A 20518-nucleotide genomic window follows, 5' to 3' on the forward strand; every position below is an offset into this window, starting at 1 on the left:
GCTCAGCGCTGCGGCTGCCGCGGGCCTTGCCGCCCTCAGTTCCTGGGGGCCGGCGAGTTCCGCGTCGGAGGCCCGTCTGTAAACTGGCGAATGCGACGCGAAACGTTCGCGTAAACGATTCACCGAGGGCGGCAACGATGACGACGATGGTAAAAGTGGCGCAGCTGGCCGGCGTGTCCATCTCCACCGTTTCGCACGTCCTGAACGGCACCAGGCACGTCGGCGACGAGACCCGGCAGCGTGTCCTCAAAGCCATCGAGGAAACCTCCTACCGCCAGGACGCCCTGGCCCGCGCCATGCGGCGCTCCCGGACCGACAGCATCGGCCTGATCGTTTCCGACGGCGGCGAGCCGGCTTTCGCCGAGATGATCCGAGGCGTGGAGGAAACCACCGCCAGCCAGGGCATCACCCTGCTCCTGGCCAATTCCGCCGAGGACCCGGAACGCGAGGCCCGCGCCGTCCGGGCCCTGCTGGAGCGCAGGGTGGACGGCCTGATCCTGGCCCGCGCCGCCGGCTCCGGCCCGGAGGCCCTGGCCGAGTTCGCCAACCAGGACACGCCGCTGGTGCTGATGGACCGGCTCTCCGAGGACCCCTTCGACCAGGTGGGCGTGGAAAACATCGCGCCGATCAAGGAACTGGTCCAGCACCTCACCTCGCAGGGCCACGACCGGATTCTGCTGGTCGCCGGGGACACCCGGGTGTCCACGCTGCGGGAACGGCACAGCGCCTTCCAGGACGCCATGACGGCAGCCGGCATCCCGCCGTCGGACCAGCTCACCGTCACCGCCGCCGGCCAGGAAGGGGCCGACGCCGGGATAGAGGCAGCGCTGTCAGCAGCCGCGCCGCCCACCGCAGTCATCGCATGCAGCACCGTGCTGGCCGCTGCCGCGCTGCGGCGCATCCAGCAGCGGGGACTTCGGATGCCCGACGACATCGCCTTCGCCACGTTCGACGGCTTCGCCTACGCGGATCTGTTTCAGCCCCGGCTCACCACCGTCCGCCAGCCGGCATTCGAGGTGGGTGCCACGGCCGCCGAGCTGCTCACCAAGCGCATCGCCGACAAGTCGGCCGAGACCTCCGTTGTCCGGCTGGCGCCGACCATCGAATACCGCGCCTCCACCGGCCCGAGCCCAGCCTCCTAAAGGCTGAGGCCCGGGCTCGGCAGCTAGATGGGGCTGCCGAACTCGCGGATTCTAATTCCGGTGAAGTCCGCCGGGCCGCCGTCGGCGTAAAACGAGATACTGGTGTCGACGTCGGCGAAATGCACTTGCTGCGAAAGCACCGTGTGCCCGGCGTTCACGAACACTTCGACGCTCTGTGTATCCACGAAGATGCGCAGGTGCACCGATCTCGCGTTGGCGTCAATAGGCGCGGCAGCACGCGAGTAAGGCGCGAGCGAGTAGCCGTTCTGGTCCGAGGGCGCACGGTCGACGTAGAGCTCTTCGCCGTACTTGCCAACATTCGTATGACGCAATCCGTCCATGGAGCGGCCGACCGAGACCCCAACGTTCGTAGCCGCGTCCCAAGAGATGTCGAGCTCGAGCTCGTAGGCGCGCCCACTCCACGGCAGCACGGAACTGCCGTTGACCGTGCGATCAGGGAACGTGGTTGTCGCGGTGACGTAGCCCGAAAGCGCCTCAACGGGGGCGCTGAGCAAGCTGTACCAGCCGCCCGACTGGTGCTCGAGCCGCAGTTCCCGCACGATCGAGTTCTGCCCGTTGTACCCGTCGGATGCATCGGTGGGTACGTCCCGGGCCGCGTACTTCCAGTTGTTCATCCAGGCGATTGCAAGGCGTTTTGTCTCTGGCGCCTCGACCGATGGCCACGTGACAGCTGCGTACCAGTCCCAGCCCCAGTCGAGCCACTGCGGTGTGAGGTTGTCGGCGATAAACGCCGTGCCGTTCCAGGCGCCAGTCCAATACGCATAGGTCATCGGCAGGCCGATGCTGTAGGCATCCATGCTCGCGCCGAGCACCCAATGCCGAGTGCCGTCGCCGGCGGTCATCTCGAACAGATCGGGGCACTCGATCCCGCCGAGCGCATGGTTCGGGTAATCGAAGTTGGATTTCCACTGCCAATTCCGCAGGTTCGGCGAGGTGTAAAAGGCCGCGTAGCGTGCCCGTCCGATCACGCACACCCATTCGCTGCGTACCTCGTCCCAGTGGATTTTGGGATCGCGGAACCACTCTGCGTTTTCGATCTCGGCTGGTGTCGTGGCGGTGCGGCCGTCGGTGTTGGCGATCACCGGGTCGGGGAGGGCGGTGAAGGTGTAGCCGCCGTCGGTTGACCAGTAGAGGTACTGCTCCTGATACTTGCGGATCCCGTCGGTTGGCTGTGTCGCAAGTGCGATCACCGCCCCGGCCCCGAAGCCAGCGGTGTTGGCGGCGTCGACGACGACCGATCCCGACCACACCGGGAAATCGGGCTGCAAGGGCATCACCACGCCCTGGTGGGTGAACGACACGCCATCACTGGTCGTGGCGTGATCCCATCCGCCCGGGCCGTTATTCTGCCCGGAGTGCAGGTAGTAGAGCTGATAAGCGCCGTTGGTATGTACGGGGCGCTGCGGGTCGCACAGCCAGCCCGAGGGCGGAGTCATATGATAGACCGCCCGCAGGGATGACTGGGCGTGCGCTGCCGGTACGGCGCTGCTGGCGAAAAGGGTAAGGGCCCCGACGCCTGCACCCTGCAGGACAGAGCGTCGTGAGGTTTCGTGCCTCATAAATTGGTTTCCTCTCAAGGTTCGGCGGGCGCCATAGCCAGCTGAACGTGGTGGTAGCGGAGGCGCATCGGGGTGGGACACGGGAAGATCCCGGGCAGCAACACTGCACGCTCTTCGGGGGGTGAGAAACGTCGGCCGGGTGTCCCTGAAAATGCCGCCGCTCAGTGTCGTCGGGCGTGGGACTCACCGGTTACGCAGGACGATAGTCGGATTCGGAGGCCGTGGTCAAGCGTTTAATCACCAGTTTTTCACTTTCCCGGAACGGCACGGTGCACTCACGGTCTTGCCGAGCTGAGAGCACCGGAAGCAAAAGAGAAAATTTGCTAAAACGCTTGATCACCCAGCGCATTAACGCTACCTTCCTAGTGATCAAACGCTTTAGCAGAATGGACATCAGCGCAGATGAAACGCTCAGTCTTCTTCCAGCCCAACGACGGATGGGTTGGGGACCTTATCCCCTTCGAGAAGGATGGAGAGTTCTGGCTCTTCTACCTTCACGAAGACCGCTCGGATCCGAAACCCGGGACCTCATGGAACCTCGTCACCACCAAGGACCTCACGCAGTTTGAGGACCACGGCGTTTCCTTGCATCACGGCAGCGAAACCGATCTCGACTTTAATGCCTACACGGGCAGTATCGTCGTCGACGATACCGGCATTCACCACCTGTTCTACACAGGCCAGAACCCCCGGAATCTCGGCCCTGACGGTCTGCCCCTGCAGCTGGTCATGCACGCCTCGAGCACTGATGGCATGCAGACGTGGGTGAAGCACCCGGAACTCACGTTTGGCGCTCCGGAGGGGTATGAGTCCGGGGACTGGCGGGATCCCTTCGTGTTCCGGGATGAAAGCAAGGACCAGTGGCGGATGCTGTTGGCGGCACGGCATTCCGACGGGCCGGAACGGCGCCGGGGTGTCATCGCCCAGTGCGTGTCCGGTGACCTGATGACCTGGCAGCACGCCGAACCCTTCTGGGATCCGCGCCGCTACATTACGCATGAATGCCCCGACGTGTTCGCTTGGGGCGACTGGTGGTACATGGTGTACTCCGAGTTCTCGGAATCGTTCACTACCCGGTACCGCATGGCCAAGAGCCCCGACGGGCCGTGGATCGTGCCGAACCTGGACAGCATCGACGGCCGCGCGTTCTACGCCTCCAAGACAGCAGAGCGCGAGGGGCGCCGCTTCTTCTTCGGCTGGATCGCCAGCAAGGAAGACGACACCGATCAGGGACCTTGGCAGTGGGCCGGCACGATGGCCGTTCTGGAAGCCCGCCAAAATCCGGACGGAACTCTGGGATTTTCTTTCGCCGATGAGCTTGTGGGCAGCTTCTGGGAAGACATCCCGATATCCCTGACCAGCGACCTGCCGACACGGCTGGACGTACCGGACGGGTATGCCGCTGTCATATCCGACGAAGAACTGCCCAGCCAGTTCTACGCCAAGGCAGTGCTGGACATCGCCCCTCACACCAGCGAATGCGGGCTGTTGCTGCGCTCCAGCCAGGACGGGGACCAGTCCTACATTCTGCGCTTGGAACCGAAACGTGGCCGGCTCGTCTTCGACCGCTGGCCGCGGGCCATCACAGGAGAGGCTCAATGGCACGTGTCCGGGGACGTTCCGTTCGACATCGAGCTGGAGCGCCCGTGCCACCTCGCTCCGGGCGAGCACACCCTGGAGGTCATCGTCGACGGCGACCTGTGCGTCGCCGTCGTCGACCGGCAGGTGGCTCTCAGCACCCGGGTCTACGACCTGCCCGCGGGACGGATCGGCCTTTTCACCGGCGAAGGATCCGCCACCGTCACCGAACTTGAGATACGTAAGCGCACCGACACCTGAATATCGCCCACCCCAACCTCTGTTCCAATCAAGGGAGATTGCCGTAATGAAAAAACTGATCCGTGCTGCCGCCGTCGCCGCCGTCGCAGCCTTGGCATTGACAGCCTGCGGCGGCGGAGGGTCCAGCGACCCTTCCAACGTCAGCCCCACCGGGGAGATCAAAGCCCGTGAAATCTCGTGGCTGCTTTCCCGGCCGGCTGACGGGGCCGTCATCAACATCATGAAGAAGCTCGCCGACGAGTACGCCAAAGACCACCCGGGCTTCGCGCTGAACCTCATCACCACCCCCGACCGGCCCTCATACATCCAAAAGCTTGAGACGCTGGCCGCAGCCAACAAACTCCCCGAGCTCTTCGACACCGATGCCACGCCTTTCGCCCAACAGCTGGCCAAACAAGGGAAAATGGTCGACGTCGAAAAGCTGCTGAAGTCCCTGGACGTCTACGACGACTACCGGCCCAGCGCGCTGGACTATCAACGGTTCGACGACGGGTCCCTGAATATGATTCCGTTCCAGTTCGAGCTGGAGTTCGTCTGGTACAACAAGGCCCTGCTGCAGAAGGCCGGGGTCTCCGTGCCGAAGTCCCTCGATGACATCCCCGCCATGTGCACCGCCCTGCGCGCTGTCGGCATCACACCTATTGCCATCGACGGCCAGGACCAATGGCCCCTGGAGCGGTATATCGCCTACCAGCCCTTCCGTGAAGCCGGGCCGGACTTCATTCAGAAGCTCAAGAAGGGCGAAGCGAAGTTCTCTGACCCTGCAGGGCAGAAGGCAGTCGAATGGCTGGCGTCGCTCGGCAAGGCGAAGTGCTTCCAGGACGGCTTCTCATCCCAGGGCTACTCCGATGCCCAGAACCAGTTCACCTCCGGACAGGCAGCGATGTACAACATCGGTACCTGGGAACTGCCAAGCCTGGCGACGGACAAGCTGAATCCTGAAGTGCGTGGGGACATCGACTTCTTCACCCTTCCCACGACTGCAGGATCCGTCACGGCGGCCAATGAGTTCGTCTCCCCGTCCGGGATCGGCATGGCCGTCAACTCCAAGGCCTACGACCCGCTCGTGAGTGACTTCCTGAAGTTCGCCCTGACGAAGTATCCGTCCGAATACGCGGCCACCGGTGCCCTGTCGCCGACCACCAACGTCGAGACGGCCGTACCGGCCAACGCCACGCCCTTGTACAAGAAGGCCCTGGAGAAGGCCAACGACCTCGGGGACAAGCAGGCCATGCCGTGGGACACGCAGCTCGACCCGACCACCAACGGCAGGCTGCAGCAGGAGCTCGTGCTCCTGGTCCAGGGCAACATCACGCCCGAACAGTTCACCCGCACGATGGACAGCACCATCGGACAGAACGCCCCGAAGTTCTTCAAGTAATCACAGCGGTGGGGGCTACGGCCCCCACCCGAAAGGCCCAGCCATGCTCCCCAACAGGTCACGACTCTCTGTCCTGGTCTTCCTGCTCCCACCCCTGCTGCTGTACGGCGTCGCAGTGCTGTTCCCCATCATGCAGTCGCTGTTTCTTAGCTTCTTTTCCTGGAACGGCATCAGCGACATGGAGTTCGTGGGGCTCGCCAACTACGTGCGGATGCTCACGGCAGACGACATCTTCTGGCGCTCCTTCTTCAACGCCCTCGGATATCTCGCCATCTGCCTGGTACTGCAGCTCGGCGGCGCCCTGCTCGTCGCCAGCCTCCTCACCTCAATGCGACGCGGCCGCGAGCTCATCAAAACCCTCTACCTCCTGCCGGCGGTGATCTCCACCGTGGCTATCGCGTTCCTCTTCGTGCGCATCTACTCGATCGAACCGGTGGGCCTTCTCAACCAGCTCCTGCACTGGATCGGCCTCGGCGCACTTGAACGCCCCTGGCTCTCGGACATCAACAGCGTCCTCGCCGCAGTATCGGCCCCGGAAGGCTGGCGGTTCACCGGCCTTTACATGCTCATCATCTACGCGGCGCTGCTGTCCGTCCCGCAGGAACTTGAGGAAGCCGCCCGCCTCGACGGCGCCTCGCGGTGGCAACTGTTCACCAAGATCCGTTTCCCCCACATCATGCCCGTCTGGATCACCACCACGATCATGGCAACCACTTACGGCCTGCGCGGATTCGACATCCCGTACCTCATGACGAACGGCGGGCCCGGACAGTCCTCGGAGCTCCTGACCACCTACATGTACAAGACGGCCTTCACGAGCACCGACTTCGGATACGCCAGCACCATCGCCGTCTTCATCGTCGTCGAGTGCCTGGTCGCCGTCGGACTCATCCTCTTCATGCTCAAACGAAAGGCGGACGCATGACCGCGCAAGCAGCTCCTGTTACAAGGCCCCTTGCGGCCCCACCAGACAGCCCGCCGCCACTCCGCAGGCGGCGGGCGCCCAGCCTCCACAGCACGCTGTCAAAGGTGATCATCGCCCTCATCGTCATCGTGCAGGTCTACCCTCTGGCCTGGCTCTTCATCACGAGCCTGCGCACCGAACATGACTTCGCGACCGGCGACCCTTTCGCGCTCCCCAAGGCGATCACGTTCGATAACTACGCCCGCGCCTTCGAAACGGGCAACCTCGGACTGAACATCCTCAACAGCTTCATCGTCACGATGGGCGCCAACCTCCTGATTGTGCTCCTGGGCATGATGGCCGCCTACGCCCTGCAGGTCCTCGGCTTCCGCTTCAGCAAATTCGTCCGCAGCCTTTTCCTGATCGGCATCATCGTGCCCGTGCAGATCGCGCTTGTGCCGCTCTTCATCGACTACTCGACCATCAACCTGCTCGACACGTACCCATCGATGATCATCCCTCTGGCCGGCTTCGCCCTTCCGATGTCGATCTACCTTTTCTCCTCGTTCTTTGAGTACATCCCGCGGGAAACGTACGAGGCCGCCTCTCTTGATGGAGCAGGTCCGTACCGCATCTTCGGACTTATCACCCTCCCTCTTTCGGTGAATACCGTCGTGACAGTCGTGCTGGTCAACAGCATCTTCATCTGGAACGACTTCATTTTCGCCAACACCTTCGTCCTCTCCGAGGAACTGAAGACCATTCCGCTGGGCCTGCAGAACTATATCGGCGCGATGGGCAAGACAGACTGGACAGCCACGTTCGCGGCCGTCTGCGTCACCATCACGCCCCTGCTGCTGGTGTTCCTCGTGCTGAACAAAGCAATGATCCAAGGCCTGGAAAGCGGGGCGACGAAGGGATGACGGCCACGGCAGACGGATATACTCCTGATGGAGGGCACATGATTTCGCAGGAGAAAAATTCAGGCAAAGCGGCCACCCCCGACGTTCCTGTCAGAACGGGCCCCGCACATCCAGTCACCCTCCGCGAGGTTGCTGAAGCAGCCGGCGTGTCCACCGCCACGGTCTCGCTGGTCATCAACAAGAAGAAGAATGCCCGCATTGCGGATGAGACGCGGCAACGAGTCAACGACGCGATCCGGCAGCTCGGTTACCGCCCCAACGCATTGGCCAAGACCCTGGTCAGCGGCACCTCACGGTTCATCGGGCTGGTCGCAGACGGCGTCGCCACCACCCCCTTCGCCGGCCAGATCATCCACGGCGCCCAGGACGAAGCCTGGAAACACGGGTACGCCCTTCTTATCGCCAACACCGAAGGCAACCGCGAGCTTGAAAAGGACGCCATCGCCATGATGCTCGAATACAAGGTGCGCGGAATCCTCTATTCCACCTGGTTCCATCGGCCAACCGACATCCCGGACACCTTGCGCGAAGCGGACTTTGTCCTCGTCAACTGCTTCTCTCCCAAGCCCGGGGCGGCCCGCGCTGTCGTACCCGACGAAGTACAGGGTGGGCACTCCGCCACGGAAATCCTGCTTCGCGGCGGCCACCGGCGGATCGCTTTCATCAATGCCACCATCCCCGCGCCTGCCAAGGACGGACGGCTACAGGGCTACAAAGATGCCCTGGAGGCTGCCGGAATTCCATTCGACTCCGACCTGGTGATGGAAGCCTATCCGGATCAGGAAGGCGGATACGGGGCTACCGACGAACTGCTCAAGCGCCGCGTCACAGCCGTGTACTGCTACAACGACCGTATGGCCATGGGACTTTACGACGGCCTGCGGGAAAATGGGCTCTCCATCCCGAACGACATTGCCGTCGTGGGTTTCGACAACCAGGAAGTCATCGCCGCTCACCTTCGCCCGCCGCTGTCCACGGTTTCCCTGCCCCACTACGAACTCGGTGCGGCAGGAGTGCGCATGCTGCTGGGCCTGGACGGCGCACCGAATGACTCCGCCGTGAAGATCGCATGCCCCGCAATCGAGCGCGCTTCTGTTGCAGTTCACTCATCCGCATAGGTTCTAAGCACGCCCGACGGCGGCGCGTCCCCCTGAGTGGGGGCGCGCCGCTTCGCGTCCGGGGTCAGCCGCAAACCACCCTGAGCTGAAAAATCTCACGTCTCCTTCTGTGACCCATTGCACATCGAAACGTTTGCCCCTACTATCGAAACGTTCGCGCAAACGTTTTTCTGGAAGGAGGCGCAATGGCAACCATTGTGGACGTCGCATCGCTTGCCGGCGTTTCGACGTCGACCGTGTCGCACGTCCTCAACGAAACCCGGCACGTTAAACCCGATACCAAGGCCCGCGTCATGAGCGCGGTGCAGGCCACGGGCTATCGGCGGGACGTGCTGGCCCGTTCCATGCGCCGCGCCAGGACAGACTCCATCGGCCTCGTTGTCTCGGACGCCGGGGAGCCGGCCTTTGCGGACATGGTGCACGGCGTGGAGGAGGCCGCCGCACAACTCGGCCTGTCCCTGCTGCTGGCGAACTCGGCGGAAGATCCCGCCAGGGAGCGCGCCGCCGTGGAGGCACTTCTGGACCGCCGCGTGGACGGCCTGATCATCGCGCGGGCAGCCGGCTCACAGGCCGGGCTGCTTGAGCGGATCCGGAACGAAAAGAAGCCCCTGGTGCTGCTGGACCGGCTCTCGGACCTGGACGTGGACCAGGTGGGGGTGAACAACCAGGCCGCCATGGCAGCCCTGGTTGACCACCTCACGGACCGCGGCCACGAACGGATCATGCTCATCTCGGGCGATCTGCGGGTCTCATCGCTCCGCGAGCGCCATGACGGTTTCCGTGCCGCCATGTCGAAGCGGGGCCTGGAGGTACCGGCCAGCCTGCTGTGCGAAGGCACGGTGACAGCGGCGGCGACGTTCGACCGGGTCCGGCCGCTGCTTGTCGGCTCCGGCGCGGGTCCGACGGCGATCCTGGCCTGCAGCACCGTGTTGGCGGCGGGAGCCCTCCGTGCAGTCCAGCACCAAGGGCTGCAGGTGCCCGGGACCATGGCCTTCGCCACGTTCGACGGATTTACCTACCCGGACCTGTTCCAACCCCAGATCACCACCGTACGCCAACCGGCATTCCAGCTCGGTGAGAACGCCGTGGGTTTACTCATGCGGCGCCTCGAGGACCCCTCCGCCCCCACCAGGATCCTGCGGCTCGAATCCGAGATCGAGTTCCGCCGCTCCACCGAACAACACCTCCACCAGTAACTGCTCTACATACCCCATCGCATTCCATCAGCGCACCCCGCGCCGCATGCAAAGGAGCATCACATGAGAAAAGCAGTCCGGACCACCATCGCCTCGGCGGCAGCCGCGGCCCTGCTGGCCCTTACCGCCTGCGGAAGCGCCACGGATTCCGCGGCACCGGCGGCAGACGGACCCTACTCCGCCCCCGCGAAGGACATCACCGCCACCATCTCCGTTTCGAACTGGGGCGACCCGGGAGACAAAGCCGTGTATGACGGCGTCGCCGAACGCTTCAAGGAGAAGTACCCGAACGTGACGGTGAACAACAACTTCACACCCATCACCACCTGGACCGAATACGTCAACAAGCTCGTCACGCAGGCCGCCGCCGGGCAGGCCCCGGACGTCATCAACATCGCCACCGAAGGCGTGGAGCTGGGCCTGGCCAACGAGCTGTTCACTCCCCTGGACGGCTTCCTCAAGAACGACCCCGAAGCGGCGTCCCTGCGCAAGGACATCGATCCGAAGCTGCTCGAAGGGTTCAGCAAGGACGGCTCCACCTACCTGATGCCCAACACGTTCAACACCATGGTGATTTACTACAACACCAAGATGTTCGAGGCGGCAGGCATCGAGCGGCCCAGCGATGACTGGACCTGGGACGACTTCCTGGCGATCGCCAAGAAGCTGACCACCGGTTCAGGCGCCAACAAGGTCTACGGCTTCGCCATGCCGTACTACTCCTTCGGCATCACCCCGTGGCTGTACTCCAACGGCACGTCGATGATGAGCGAGGACCTCCAAACCGCCCAACTGACAGACGGGAAGGTCAAGGAAACGGTGGGCTGGGTACGCGACCTTGTCACCGAGCACGGAGTGTCGCCGCAGCCCAAGGGATCTGACCCGTACCAGCTCTTCCCCGCCGGCAAGGCAGCCATGACCGGCGCCGGGCACTTCGTCACCGGCGGCTTCGAAAAGGCAGGCTTCGAAGACTACGACATCCTCCCGTGGCCGAAGGGAACCACCAAGTCCACGGTCTTCGGCGCCGGAGCGTTCGCCGTCTCCAAGACCTCCAAGAACCCGGAACTGTCCTGGGAATTCATCAAGATGCTCACCGACCAGCAGACGCAGAAAAAATGGGCCGACGCCGGCGCCGCCGTTCCGTCCACCAAGACTGCCGCTTCATCACCGGAGTTCCTGGCCTCCCCCAAGCACGCGGCAGAGTTCTACAACTCCCTCTCCTACGCCAAGCCCGTAGCCGCCCCCCGGGCCTACAACGTGCTGGATCCGGCGTTCATGCGGGCCATGGACGAGATCATGTCCGGCCAGGACATCGGCTCCTCACTGGAGAAGGCCCAAAAGGACGTTGAGGAGGCACTGCAGCAATGACATTGACCGCCCCCACAACCCAGCTGCCCGCTGCGCCCCCAACGGCGCGCGGGGGCCGCCCCGGGCACCGCAGCGCGGCCCGCCGTCGGGAAGCCCTCACGGGATACGCGTTCACGGCACCCACCGTCATCGGGTTCCTGGTTTTCGTCCTGGGACCCCTGCTGGCGGCCCTCTACCTGAGCCTCACCAAATACAACATCCTCACGGCACCCAAGTTCGTCGGCCTCGACAACTACATCCGCATGTTCCGGGACGAACGCCTGGCCACAACGTACGGCAACACGGTCCTCTACGTAGGCGCCGCCGTCGTCCTCATCAACGGTTTCGCGCTCCTGTTCGCAGTCCTGATCAACCAGCGGCTCCCTCGGCCCCTGACGTATGTCTTCCGCTCGGCGTACTTCTTTCCGTACCTGGTGGCCCTGGTCTACGTGTCCATCATCTGGCAGGCACTGTTCCAAAAGGACACCGGCATCCTGAACTACTACCTCACCGCGATGGGCGGGGAACGGATCGACTGGCTCAACAGCTCGGAGTTCTCCAAAGCATCCGTGATCATCGTGGATACCTGGCGGAACGTGGGGTTCGCGATGCTGATCTTCGTGGCGGCGCTGCAGGAAGTCCCCAAGGACATGGTGGAGGCTGCCCGCATGGACGGTGCCAACGAGTGGCAGGTCTTCCGCCGGATCGTCCTGCCGATGATCAGCCAAGCCACCTTCTTCAACATCACCATCACCATCATCGGCGCCTTCCAGATCTACGAATCGATCATCGTGCTCACCCGGGGAGGCCCGGGTGACGCCAGCCGCAGCGTGGTGATGTACATCGCCGAAGTGGCCTTCAACAAGTTCGATATGGGCTACGCCTCAGCCATCGCGGTCACCCTGTTCCTCATCATCATGCTGGTGACGCTGGTGCAGTTCCGCCTCAGGAAGTCATGGGTGAACAATGAGTAACCTCAACGTCCCGGTCCTCCCCTCCCGCAAAAGCAACGGAAAAGCCGTACGACGGCGGCCCGGCGTCGGGAAGTCCATTTCAGTTGCGCTGCTGGTCATCGGGGCGGTGGGAATGATCGCACCCTTCCTCTGGATGTTCACCACGTCGCTCCGCGACGCCAGCCACGCCTACGACCTGCCGCCGCAGTGGCTGCCCACCGAATGGGACTGGTCCAACTACGCCGCGGCGGTCAACGGGCCGGTGCCCATCCTGCGGAACATGCTCAACAGCGCCCTCATCGCCATCGCCGTCAGCATCGGCATGATCATCACGGCGCCGATGGCCGGCTACGCCTTCGCCAAGCTGGAATTTCCCGGCCGCAACTCGATCTTTGTGGGCCTGCTGTCCTCGCTGATGGTTCCGGCGCAGGTGACCATCATTCCGCTGTTCCTGCTGATGCGGACGTTCGGCCTGCTGGATAACCCCCTCAGCCTGATCCTGCCCGGCATCACCGGAGCACTGGGCGTCTTCCTGCTGCGGCAGTTCTTCCTGGGGCTGCCGCAGGAAATCATCGACGCCGCCCGCATGGACGGCGCCACCGCCTGGCAGACGTACCGGCTGATCGCGCTGCCGCTGGCCAAGAACGCCGTGAGCACCCTGGGCGTCATCACCTTCCTGGGCAGCTGGAACGCATACTTCGCGCCGTCGATCTTCCTCAACAGCACGGACACCGCCACCCTGCCGCTGGGCCTGGTCCTGATGCTCGGCCCCTATGGTGCCGGGAACGTGGCCCAGGTGATGGCCGCAACCACCATCGCCATCGCCCCGGCGCTCATCGTCTTCCTCGTGGCCCAGCGGTGGATCATCGCCAGCCTCACCCAATCAGCCGTCAAGGGCTAACCACCACCTCTCTTACGAAAGGCACCACCTCCATGGCCTCATCGCCCCGCTCCGGCCTGCTCTCAAGCCTGACCAAGCTCTCCACCGCCCGCACGGCCCGTGCCTCCAGCTGGGACCAGACCGGCCGCAACCGCGACAACTGGATCGTCATGCCCGGCGAGGAACGCGTCCTGGCGGACATCGAGGGGCCGGGCGCCATCACCCACATCTGGATGACCCAGTCCTGCCGGATCCAGCCCGGCCCCGGCCAGATCTCCCCGGAACTCGTGGGCGTACCCATGCTCGAAATCCACAACGCCCTGGGCGTCAGCTGGGAAGTGGTGGACCCGGACTACTACCGCAAGATCGTCCTCAAAATGTACTGGGATGACCAGGAGACGCCGAGCGTCATCGCGCCCCTGGGTGACTTTTTCGGCCTGCTGAACTCGCTGTCCGGCTCCTACGATTCCCTCCCGCTTTCCGTCTCGGCCAAGGAGGGTGAAGTGAACACCTTCGGCGGCAGCGCGGCCTTCAACAGCTACTTCGAGATGCCCTTCAACTCGCGGGCGAGGATCGTCGTCGAAAACCAGAACGACATCCCCTACCTGCAGTACTTCTACATCGACTACGAGCTCTACACCGAGCCCCTGCCCGAGGACACCGCCTACTTCCACGCCCACTGGCGCAGGCAGAAGCCCAATGCCGGATGGGGCCCGGACCTGCAGACCAACAGCATCGAGGTGGCCATCCCCAACCTCACCGGCGAGGACAATTACGTGGTCCTGGAAACCGAGGGCCAGGGGCACTACGTGGGGTGCAACCTGGCCGTCCGCCACTTCCAGGGCTCCTGGTGGGGCGAGGGTGACGACATGATCTTCATCGACGACGATACATGGCCGCCCAGCCTGCACGGCACCGGCATGGAGGATTACTTCGGCCACGCCTGGGGCATGCAGCACAACGCCTTCCTCATGAACGGCACCATGGTCCACGAGGAAAACGTGCCGGGCTTCCACCACAGCTACCGCTTCCACATGACGGATCCCATCCGGTTCCAGAAGCGCATCAAGGTCACGTTCGAGCACGGCCATGCCAACCACCTCTCCGATGACTGGTCCTCCACTGCCTACTGGTACCAGACCCTCCCCTCCCCCGTCCTGGACATCGGCCCCGCGGAGGAGCGCCTGCCGCTGCGGCCGCGTGAGCAGGTGGAGGAAGTCCCGCTCCCGGACCTGACGCCGGCCCAGCAGGCCGCCCGCGACGCCTCCGCTGCACGGATGAAGCAGTTCACCGAAACGCGGGACGCAGTCCGGAACGGGCGCAGGGCAGAAATTGACGCATGGGAGAAGGCCAACGCCGAGCAGGCGCGGGAAGTCCGGCAACGCTTCCTGGCTGCCAACAGCGTCCTGGCCCAGTGACCCCACAATCACCGAAAAGCAGAAAAGGATCAGCATGAACACGCAGGAACCGCGGCCCGCCTTCCACTTCACAGCCGCCGAAGGGTGGATCAACGATCCCCTTGGAGTGACCTGGAAGGACGGCCAGTACCACCTCTTCTACCAGTACGTTCCGGACCGCACCACGTGGGCCTCCAACTGCCACTGGGGCCACGCCACGTCCCCGGACATGATCGCCTGGACCGAGCAGGGCGTCGCCGTGGCTCCCGGGGACGGGGACGATGGCGTCTGGTCGGGTTCCATTGTCACCGGTGAGGATCGTGCCGCGACCATGTTCTACACGTCGGTCACCGAACCGGACATCGGCGTCGGCACCGTCCGCACTGCAACTCCGGACGACGCCTCCTGGACCACGTGGACCAAGGGTGCGAAGCTGATGACCGCGCCGGATCTTGGCGTGGTGGCCTACCGCGACCCGTTCGTTTTCCGCGACGGCGTGCACTGGCGGATGTTCGTGGGCGCCGGGCTGGAGGGCGGCACCGCCGCCGCCATTTCCTACAGCTCCCCGGACCTTTCGCGGTGGACACTGGACGGCATCGCCGCGCAGCGCACCGGCACGGAGACGGAGCCTGTTTGGACCGGCACCATGTGGGAGTGCCCCCAGCTGTTTGAGATCGGCGGCTCCCACGTCCTGGTCACCTCCGTCTGGGAGGACGACGTGCTGCACTATGTGGCCTACGGCGTGGGAACCTACTCCGACGGGAAGTTCACCGCGCGTTCCTGGGGCCAGCTCAGCTTCGGCAAGAGCTACTACGCGCCGTCGTTCTTCCGGGACAAGGACGGCACCCCGTCGCTGATTTTCTGGATCCGCGGCGTGATCAGCCGCGAGGGGCGGTGGGCCAGTGCCCTGAGCATTCCGCACACCCTGACCCTCGACGGCGACACCCTGGTGGCCACCCCGCACGCCGACCTCGCGCGGTACTCCCAGCCGGGGCACCTGGAGCAGATGGGCGCCACGGTTTGCGAGACCGTGCTCGACGGCGGTGCGGACCTGCGGTGCACCGTCGCCGCCGGGACGGCCCTCCGCCTCGCCACCCTGGACGGCCCCCTGGCCACCGTGCGGCACGACGGGGAAGGCATCCGCGTGACGGCCCCCGGAAACACCGATTTCGCCGACGCGTTTCTGCCGGCGGACGCGGGGGCCGAACTCCGGGTGATCATCGACGCCGGGGTGCTGGAACTCTCCGGCCGGCAAGGAATCATGGCGGTCCCGCTGCCCGTCATGCACTCGCCGGTGACGCTGACCGTGAGCGGTGCCTCCGGCACGCCCCTGCTGCGCACGGTGACGAGGCCGGCGCCTCGGGCGGCGGACCTGCATCTTGCTGCCACGTCCCTGCCGTACCTCCGCGGATAGCCCCGAACCCCTGCCGCCGTGAACCTCCCTTCATGGAGGCTGCGGGCAGCAGCGGAACAAGCTCAACCAGCTGCGGCTAGTTGGAGGGGAAGTTGTAGGAGGCGCCGGAGGCCTGGGCGGGTTCGGGCCAGCGGGAGGTGACGACCTTGCCGCGGGTGTAGAAGGAGACGCCTTCGGGGCCGTAGATGTGCTTGTCGCCGAAGAGGGAGGCCTTCCAGCCGCCGAAGGAGTGGTAGGCCACCGGGACGGGCAGCGGGACGTTGATGCCGATCATTCCGACGGTGACGGAGCGCTGGAACTTCCGCGCGGAGGCGCCGGAGGAGGTGAAGATCGCCGTTCCGTTGCCGTAGGGGTTGGAGTTGATCAGCCTGATGCCCTCGTCCAGGTCGTCCACACGGACGACGACGAGGACGGGTCCGAAAATCTCCTCGGTGTAGGCGGTCATCTCGGTCTTGACGTGGTCGATCACGGTGGGGCCGACCCAGAAGCCGTCTTCGTGGCCGGGGACCACGAGGTCGCGGCCGTCCACCACCATCGCGGCGCCGGCGGCTTCGGCTTCGCTGACGATCTTGACGATGCGTTCCCTGGAGGCCGGGGTGATGACCGGTCCCATTTCGGCGCCGGGGGCGGTGCCGTTGTCGACCTTCACGGCCTGGGCACGCTCCTGGACTTTCTTGACCAGCAGCTCGGCGGCGTCCCCGACGGCGACGGCGACGGAGATGGCCATGCAGCGTTCGCCGGCGGAGCCGAAGGCGGCGGCGGCGAGGTGGTCCGCGGCGTTGTCCAGGTCGGCGTCGGGCAGCACGATGGCGTGGTTCTTCGCCCCGCCCAGGGCCTGGACGCGCTTGCCGTGCTTCGTGGCGGTTTCCTGGACGTACTTGGCGATCGGGGTGGAGCCGACGAAGGAGATGCCGTCCACGTCCGGGTGGGTCAGCAGTCCGTCGACGGTTTCCTTGCCGCCGTGCAGGACCTGGAACACGCCGTCGGGCAGGCCCGCGGTCTTCCACAGCCTGGCCAGCAGCATGGAGGCGGAGGGGTCGCGCTCGGAGGGCTTAAGGATGAAGGCATTACCGGTGGCGATCGCCATCGGCGCCATCCACAACGGCACCATGACGGGGAAGTTGAACGGTGTAATACCCGCCACCACCCCCAGCGGCTCCCGGAAGGAGAACACGTCGATACCCGTGGAAACCTGGTCCGAAAAGTCGCCCTTGAGCAGCTGCGGGATACCGCAGGCGAACTCGACCACCTCCAGGCCCCGGGCGATCTCGCCCTTCGCATCGGAAAGGACCTTGCCGTGCTCGGCCGTGATCAGCTCAGCGAGTTCGTCAACATGCAATGCCACCAGTTCGCGGAACTTGAACAACACCGCCGTGCGCTTCGCCAGGGAAATGTCGCCCCACGTCTCCGCGGCCTTCTTCGCCGCGGCGACGGCCGTGTCCAGGTCTGCCTGGTTGGCAATGCGGAGCTCGCCCGACACCTGGCCGGTGGCCGGGTTGTACACCGGTCGCGTACTGTCACCCGTACCGGCGGACTCACGTCCGTTGATGAAGTGGTTGATCAGGGTCAGTGTCGCTGTTGACAGGATCACGGCAGTTCCTTAGAAAGTGAGGGAGGGCTCAGCAGTCGGTACAAAGCCCAGGGACTTGTCCACGACGTTTTCCAGTGGTTCGCCGTTGCAGTACCGCTTCAGGTTGTCCACGAAGAGCTTGGCGAGATCATCGAGATAGTCCTCGGTGTCACCGCTCATGTGCGGGGTGATGATGACGTTCTCCGTCCCCCACAGCGCATGCCCCTCCGGCAGCGGCTCCGGGTGCACGACGTCAAGGGCGGCACCTGCGATGGAGCCCGACGCCAGCGCCTCGATGAGGGCATCTGTGTGGACGAGTTCCCCGCGCCCTACGTTTATCAGCCGGGCTGACGGCCTCATGGCGGCGAGCACTTCCGCATCAACCAGTCCTCTGGTATCTGAGGTCAGCGGTGCTGCCAGGACGACGTAGTCGTAGTCATGGACGATTCCGGCGAGTTCCCGGGAGGAGTGCATCCGGCCAAAGTCGGCATCCCCCGGCCGGCTGGTCCGGCCGGCGCCGTCCACATCCATCCCGACGGCCCGGAAGAGGCGTGCGATTTCCCGCCCGATCGAACCGGTGCCGACGACCAGGGCGCTCTGGCCCTGGATCTTGCGCGTGACACGGTGCTGCCAGCGCTGTTGCTGCTGCAGCCGGAAGGAACCCTGCGCGTCCTTGGCCATGTCCAGCACAAAGCCCAGCGTGAACTCCGCGATGCCGCGGCTGAGCACCCCGCGGGAATTTGTATAGACAACGTCGCTTTGGACCAGTTCGTCGAACAGCAGCTGGCTTACACCGGCCGCCGTAACATGGACCCATTTCAGGGTAGAGGCAGCGTCCCAGTTCTCCCTGAGCGCCGGAGAGAACGAGTCCCACTGATACAGCACGTCCGCGCCGTTCATGGCCTTCGCCAGGCCATCGGCCTTGGTCAGCCGGACCTCCGCGAGCTCCTCAACCTCTGCCAGGCGCGGCGGCAAAGCCTCCCGATACAGAGCCGCGACAACCGGCCGCCGGCCGTGCACTGCATCGCTCATGCAGAAATCCCGGATGTGGGTGTTTGTGTGTTCTCCCCCAGCCCAACGATCTTCTGCCTAGGTGCCGGCTCTCCAACGTTGATGATGGTGTTTTTCGGTTCGGTCATCTCCCGGACGGCATGCCGGACGCCCTCGCGGCCTACCCCGGACTTCTTGAACCCGCCGAAGGGCATGGAGTCGATGCGGACGTCGCTGGTCTCGTTGATGACCACGGCGCCCACGTGCAGCTTGTCCGCGATGGCCAGCGCCTGGTCGATGGACTGGGTGAAGACGCCGGCCTGCAGTCCGTACTCGGTGTTGTTCGCCGCGACGATGGCATCCTGGACATCGTCGAACGGCAGGATGCTGACCACGGGCCCGAACACCTCGTCGCGGATGACCCGGCATTCCGAGGGCACGTCCGTCAGTACGGTGGGCTCGTAGTATGCCCCCCGCCGCTGGCCGCCGGCGTGCAGGGTGGCACCGGCCGCTGTGGCTTCCTGTACCCATTCCTCGACCCGACGGGCCTCTGCCTCGGAAATCAGCGGCCCAATATCGGTGCTCCGGTCAAGCTTGGGTCCTGTCGTGAGCGCCTTGGTCTCGCGGGCGACCTGCTCCACTACCTGTTCGAAGAGCGAGGCGTGAACGTACACGCGCTGCACCGAGAGGCAGTTCTGGCCTGCCACACCAAAGGCTCCGGCCACGATCGCCGTCGCCGCTGCCTCGGGGTCCGCGTCCGCGCAGACAATCGTGGCGTTGTTCCCGCCCAGCTCGGACAGGATCTTCTTCGCCCCCGCCGCGGCGGCGATACGGTCGGCCGTGGCGGGGCCGCCCGTGAAGGAGATCAGGTCCACCCGCTCATCGGTGACAATTGCTTCAGAGACACCCGGTCCGGAGACGATCGCAGCAATGCGTCCCGACGGGACACCCGCTTCCAGCAGCAGCTCCACCAGCGCCAGCCCGCTCAGCGGCGTGCGTCCGGAAGGCTTAAGCACGACGCCGTTGCCCCCGATCAGCGCCGGGCCCAGCTTGTGTGCCACCAGGTTCAGCGGATCATTGAACGGCGTGATGGCCGCGATGATCCCAACCGGCTTCCGGCTGTACCAGCCGATCTTGCCGCCGCCGGCCAGGCTGTCCTCGAACCCCAGGGTCTCCCCCGCCAGTTCCTCGGACGCCGCGGCGGACAGCCGAAGGGTTTCAATGCAGCGGTTCACCTCGCGCTCGGCTTCGGAGATGGTCTTGCTGCTCTCAGCGGCGATAATGCCGGCAAAGCGGGCGGACTGCTCGCCCAGAAGCAGCACAGCTCTCTCCAGGGCCTGGCGGCGGGACCGCACAGGCCAGTCCTCTACCTGCAGGTGACGGTGGATATGCGCGATGGCACGCTCCACGTCCCCGGCCGTGGAGGTGCAGACCCGCCCCACCAGGAAACCGTCCTGGGGGTCCCGGACTTCCAGCGTCATCTCATCGCTCTGCCACTGCCCTTCAAAGAAGGCACCTCCGGGGAGATTGGCAACTACTGACCGGCTGTCCCCGGTTTCCGGGCGCGCGTCATCGAGGCGTATAAATGGCAGCATGTGATCCCTTGCCTAGGTGATGTATCTGGGTAATCTGAAGCCGGGCAGTCGATTGAATCGGCTGCCCGGCTTTTCAGGGTGGTGTTACTTGACTCGGTCGATGATCTTGGCGGCTGCGCCGATGAAGGGCAGGAACCAGGGCGGGCCGAAGTGGCCGGGGACGGGCGGGTTTTTGAGGTCTTCCCATACGTTGGCGGTCTTGTCGCCGGCCATGTAGTGGGTCATGCGCTTGCCCATGTGGGCTGCCATCTGGACGCCGTGTCCGCTGTAGCACAGGGAGTAGAAGAGG

The 20518-nt window shown here is 64.6% G+C and carries 17 protein-coding genes and 1 pseudogene; 12 read left to right on the forward strand and 6 right to left on the reverse strand.

What is annotated here, in order from left to right; genetic code table 11:
* Positions 1-137: 137 nt before the first annotated feature.
* The gene (locus AC6CH3_RS21940) at positions 138-1142 is read left to right on the forward strand and encodes a LacI family DNA-binding transcriptional regulator (protein ID WP_498134437.1); all 1005 of its coding nucleotides are present in this window, start codon (positions 138-140) and stop codon (positions 1140-1142) included.
* A 23-nt stretch (positions 1143-1165) separates the two neighbouring features.
* Here AC6CH3_RS21940 and AC6CH3_RS21945 read toward each other — a convergent pair whose 3' ends face one another.
* Positions 1166-2722: a glycoside hydrolase family 32 protein gene (locus tag AC6CH3_RS21945; RefSeq protein ID WP_498134438.1), complete on the reverse strand. Its 1557-nt coding sequence runs from the start codon at positions 2720-2722 to the stop codon at positions 1166-1168.
* A gap of 190 nt (positions 2723-2912) precedes the next feature.
* Complete coding sequence (locus tag AC6CH3_RS21950; protein WP_498134439.1) at positions 2913-3071, reverse strand: hypothetical protein; 159 nt, start codon at positions 3069-3071, stop codon at positions 2913-2915.
* 53 nt (positions 3072-3124) lie between these two features.
* Here AC6CH3_RS21950 and AC6CH3_RS21955 point away from each other — a divergent pair, with 53 nt between their 5' ends.
* The 11 genes from AC6CH3_RS21955 (at position 3125) to AC6CH3_RS22005 (ending at position 16074) form a co-directional block, all read left to right on the forward strand.
* On the forward strand, positions 3125-4561 hold the full coding sequence (locus AC6CH3_RS21955; protein ID WP_498134440.1) for a glycoside hydrolase: 1437 nt from the start codon (positions 3125-3127) through the stop codon (positions 4559-4561).
* Between the two features lie 46 nt (positions 4562-4607).
* Positions 4608-5942 carry an ABC transporter substrate-binding protein gene (locus tag AC6CH3_RS21960; protein ID WP_498134441.1) on the forward strand — a complete coding sequence of 445 codons (1335 nt, stop codon included), beginning with the start codon at positions 4608-4610 and terminating at the stop codon, positions 5940-5942.
* Positions 5943-5985: 43 nt separating this feature from the next.
* Positions 5986-6867 (forward strand): carbohydrate ABC transporter permease, encoded by an 882-nt coding sequence (locus AC6CH3_RS21965; protein WP_498134442.1) that lies wholly within the window; start codon positions 5986-5988, stop codon positions 6865-6867.
* Positions 6864-7769 (forward strand): carbohydrate ABC transporter permease, encoded by a 906-nt coding sequence (locus AC6CH3_RS21970; RefSeq protein WP_498134443.1) that lies wholly within the window; start codon positions 6864-6866, stop codon positions 7767-7769. The genes AC6CH3_RS21965 and AC6CH3_RS21970 overlap by 4 nt, the downstream gene beginning before the upstream one ends.
* Before the next feature lie 38 nt (positions 7770-7807).
* On the forward strand, positions 7808-8887 hold the full coding sequence (locus AC6CH3_RS21975) for a LacI family DNA-binding transcriptional regulator (protein WP_498134444.1): 1080 nt from the start codon (positions 7808-7810) through the stop codon (positions 8885-8887).
* 185 nt (positions 8888-9072) lie between these two features.
* On the forward strand, positions 9073-10083 hold the full coding sequence (locus tag AC6CH3_RS21980; protein WP_498134445.1) for a LacI family DNA-binding transcriptional regulator: 1011 nt from the start codon (positions 9073-9075) through the stop codon (positions 10081-10083).
* Between the two features lie 63 nt (positions 10084-10146).
* On the forward strand, positions 10147-11451 hold the full coding sequence (locus AC6CH3_RS21985) for an ABC transporter substrate-binding protein (RefSeq protein ID WP_498134446.1): 1305 nt from the start codon (positions 10147-10149) through the stop codon (positions 11449-11451).
* Complete coding sequence (locus AC6CH3_RS21990; protein WP_498134447.1) at positions 11448-12404, forward strand: carbohydrate ABC transporter permease; 957 nt, start codon at positions 11448-11450, stop codon at positions 12402-12404. Before AC6CH3_RS21985 ends, AC6CH3_RS21990 begins: the two co-directional genes overlap by 4 nt.
* A complete protein-coding gene (locus AC6CH3_RS21995; RefSeq protein ID WP_498134448.1) occupies positions 12397-13284 on the forward strand; it encodes a carbohydrate ABC transporter permease in 888 nt (295 codons plus the stop codon). The genes AC6CH3_RS21990 and AC6CH3_RS21995 overlap by 8 nt, the downstream gene beginning before the upstream one ends.
* Positions 13285-13316: 32 nt before the next feature.
* Entirely contained in the window at positions 13317-14681 is a 1365-nt protein-coding gene (locus tag AC6CH3_RS22000) for a glycoside hydrolase family 172 protein (protein ID WP_498134449.1), read from the forward strand.
* A 34-nt stretch (positions 14682-14715) separates the two neighbouring features.
* Positions 14716-16074, forward strand: coding sequence for a glycoside hydrolase family 32 protein (locus tag AC6CH3_RS22005; RefSeq protein ID WP_498134450.1), 1359 nt, complete (start codon positions 14716-14718; stop codon positions 16072-16074).
* 76 nt (positions 16075-16150) lie between these two features.
* Here the strand turns inward: AC6CH3_RS22005 and AC6CH3_RS22010 are convergent, their stop codons facing one another.
* The 4 genes and pseudogenes from AC6CH3_RS22010 to AC6CH3_RS22025 all read right to left on the reverse strand — a co-directional run.
* Positions 16151-17662, reverse strand: a complete 1512-nt coding sequence (locus AC6CH3_RS22010; protein WP_498134454.1) for a CoA-acylating methylmalonate-semialdehyde dehydrogenase — start codon at positions 17660-17662, stop codon at positions 16151-16153.
* 12 nt (positions 17663-17674) lie between these two features.
* The gene (locus AC6CH3_RS22015; RefSeq protein ID WP_498134451.1) at positions 17675-18676 is read right to left on the reverse strand and encodes a D-2-hydroxyacid dehydrogenase; all 1002 of its coding nucleotides are present in this window, start codon (positions 18674-18676) and stop codon (positions 17675-17677) included.
* Entirely contained in the window at positions 18673-20229 is a 1557-nt protein-coding gene (locus AC6CH3_RS22020) for an aldehyde dehydrogenase family protein (protein ID WP_498134452.1), read from the reverse strand. The genes AC6CH3_RS22015 and AC6CH3_RS22020 overlap by 4 nt, the downstream gene beginning before the upstream one ends.
* An 84-nt stretch (positions 20230-20313) precedes the next feature.
* Positions 20314-20518 (reverse strand): annotated as a pseudogene (locus AC6CH3_RS22025) (FAD-dependent oxidoreductase); the annotation flags it as partial.

Source organism: Arthrobacter sp. GQ119 (genome assembly GCF_059759125.1).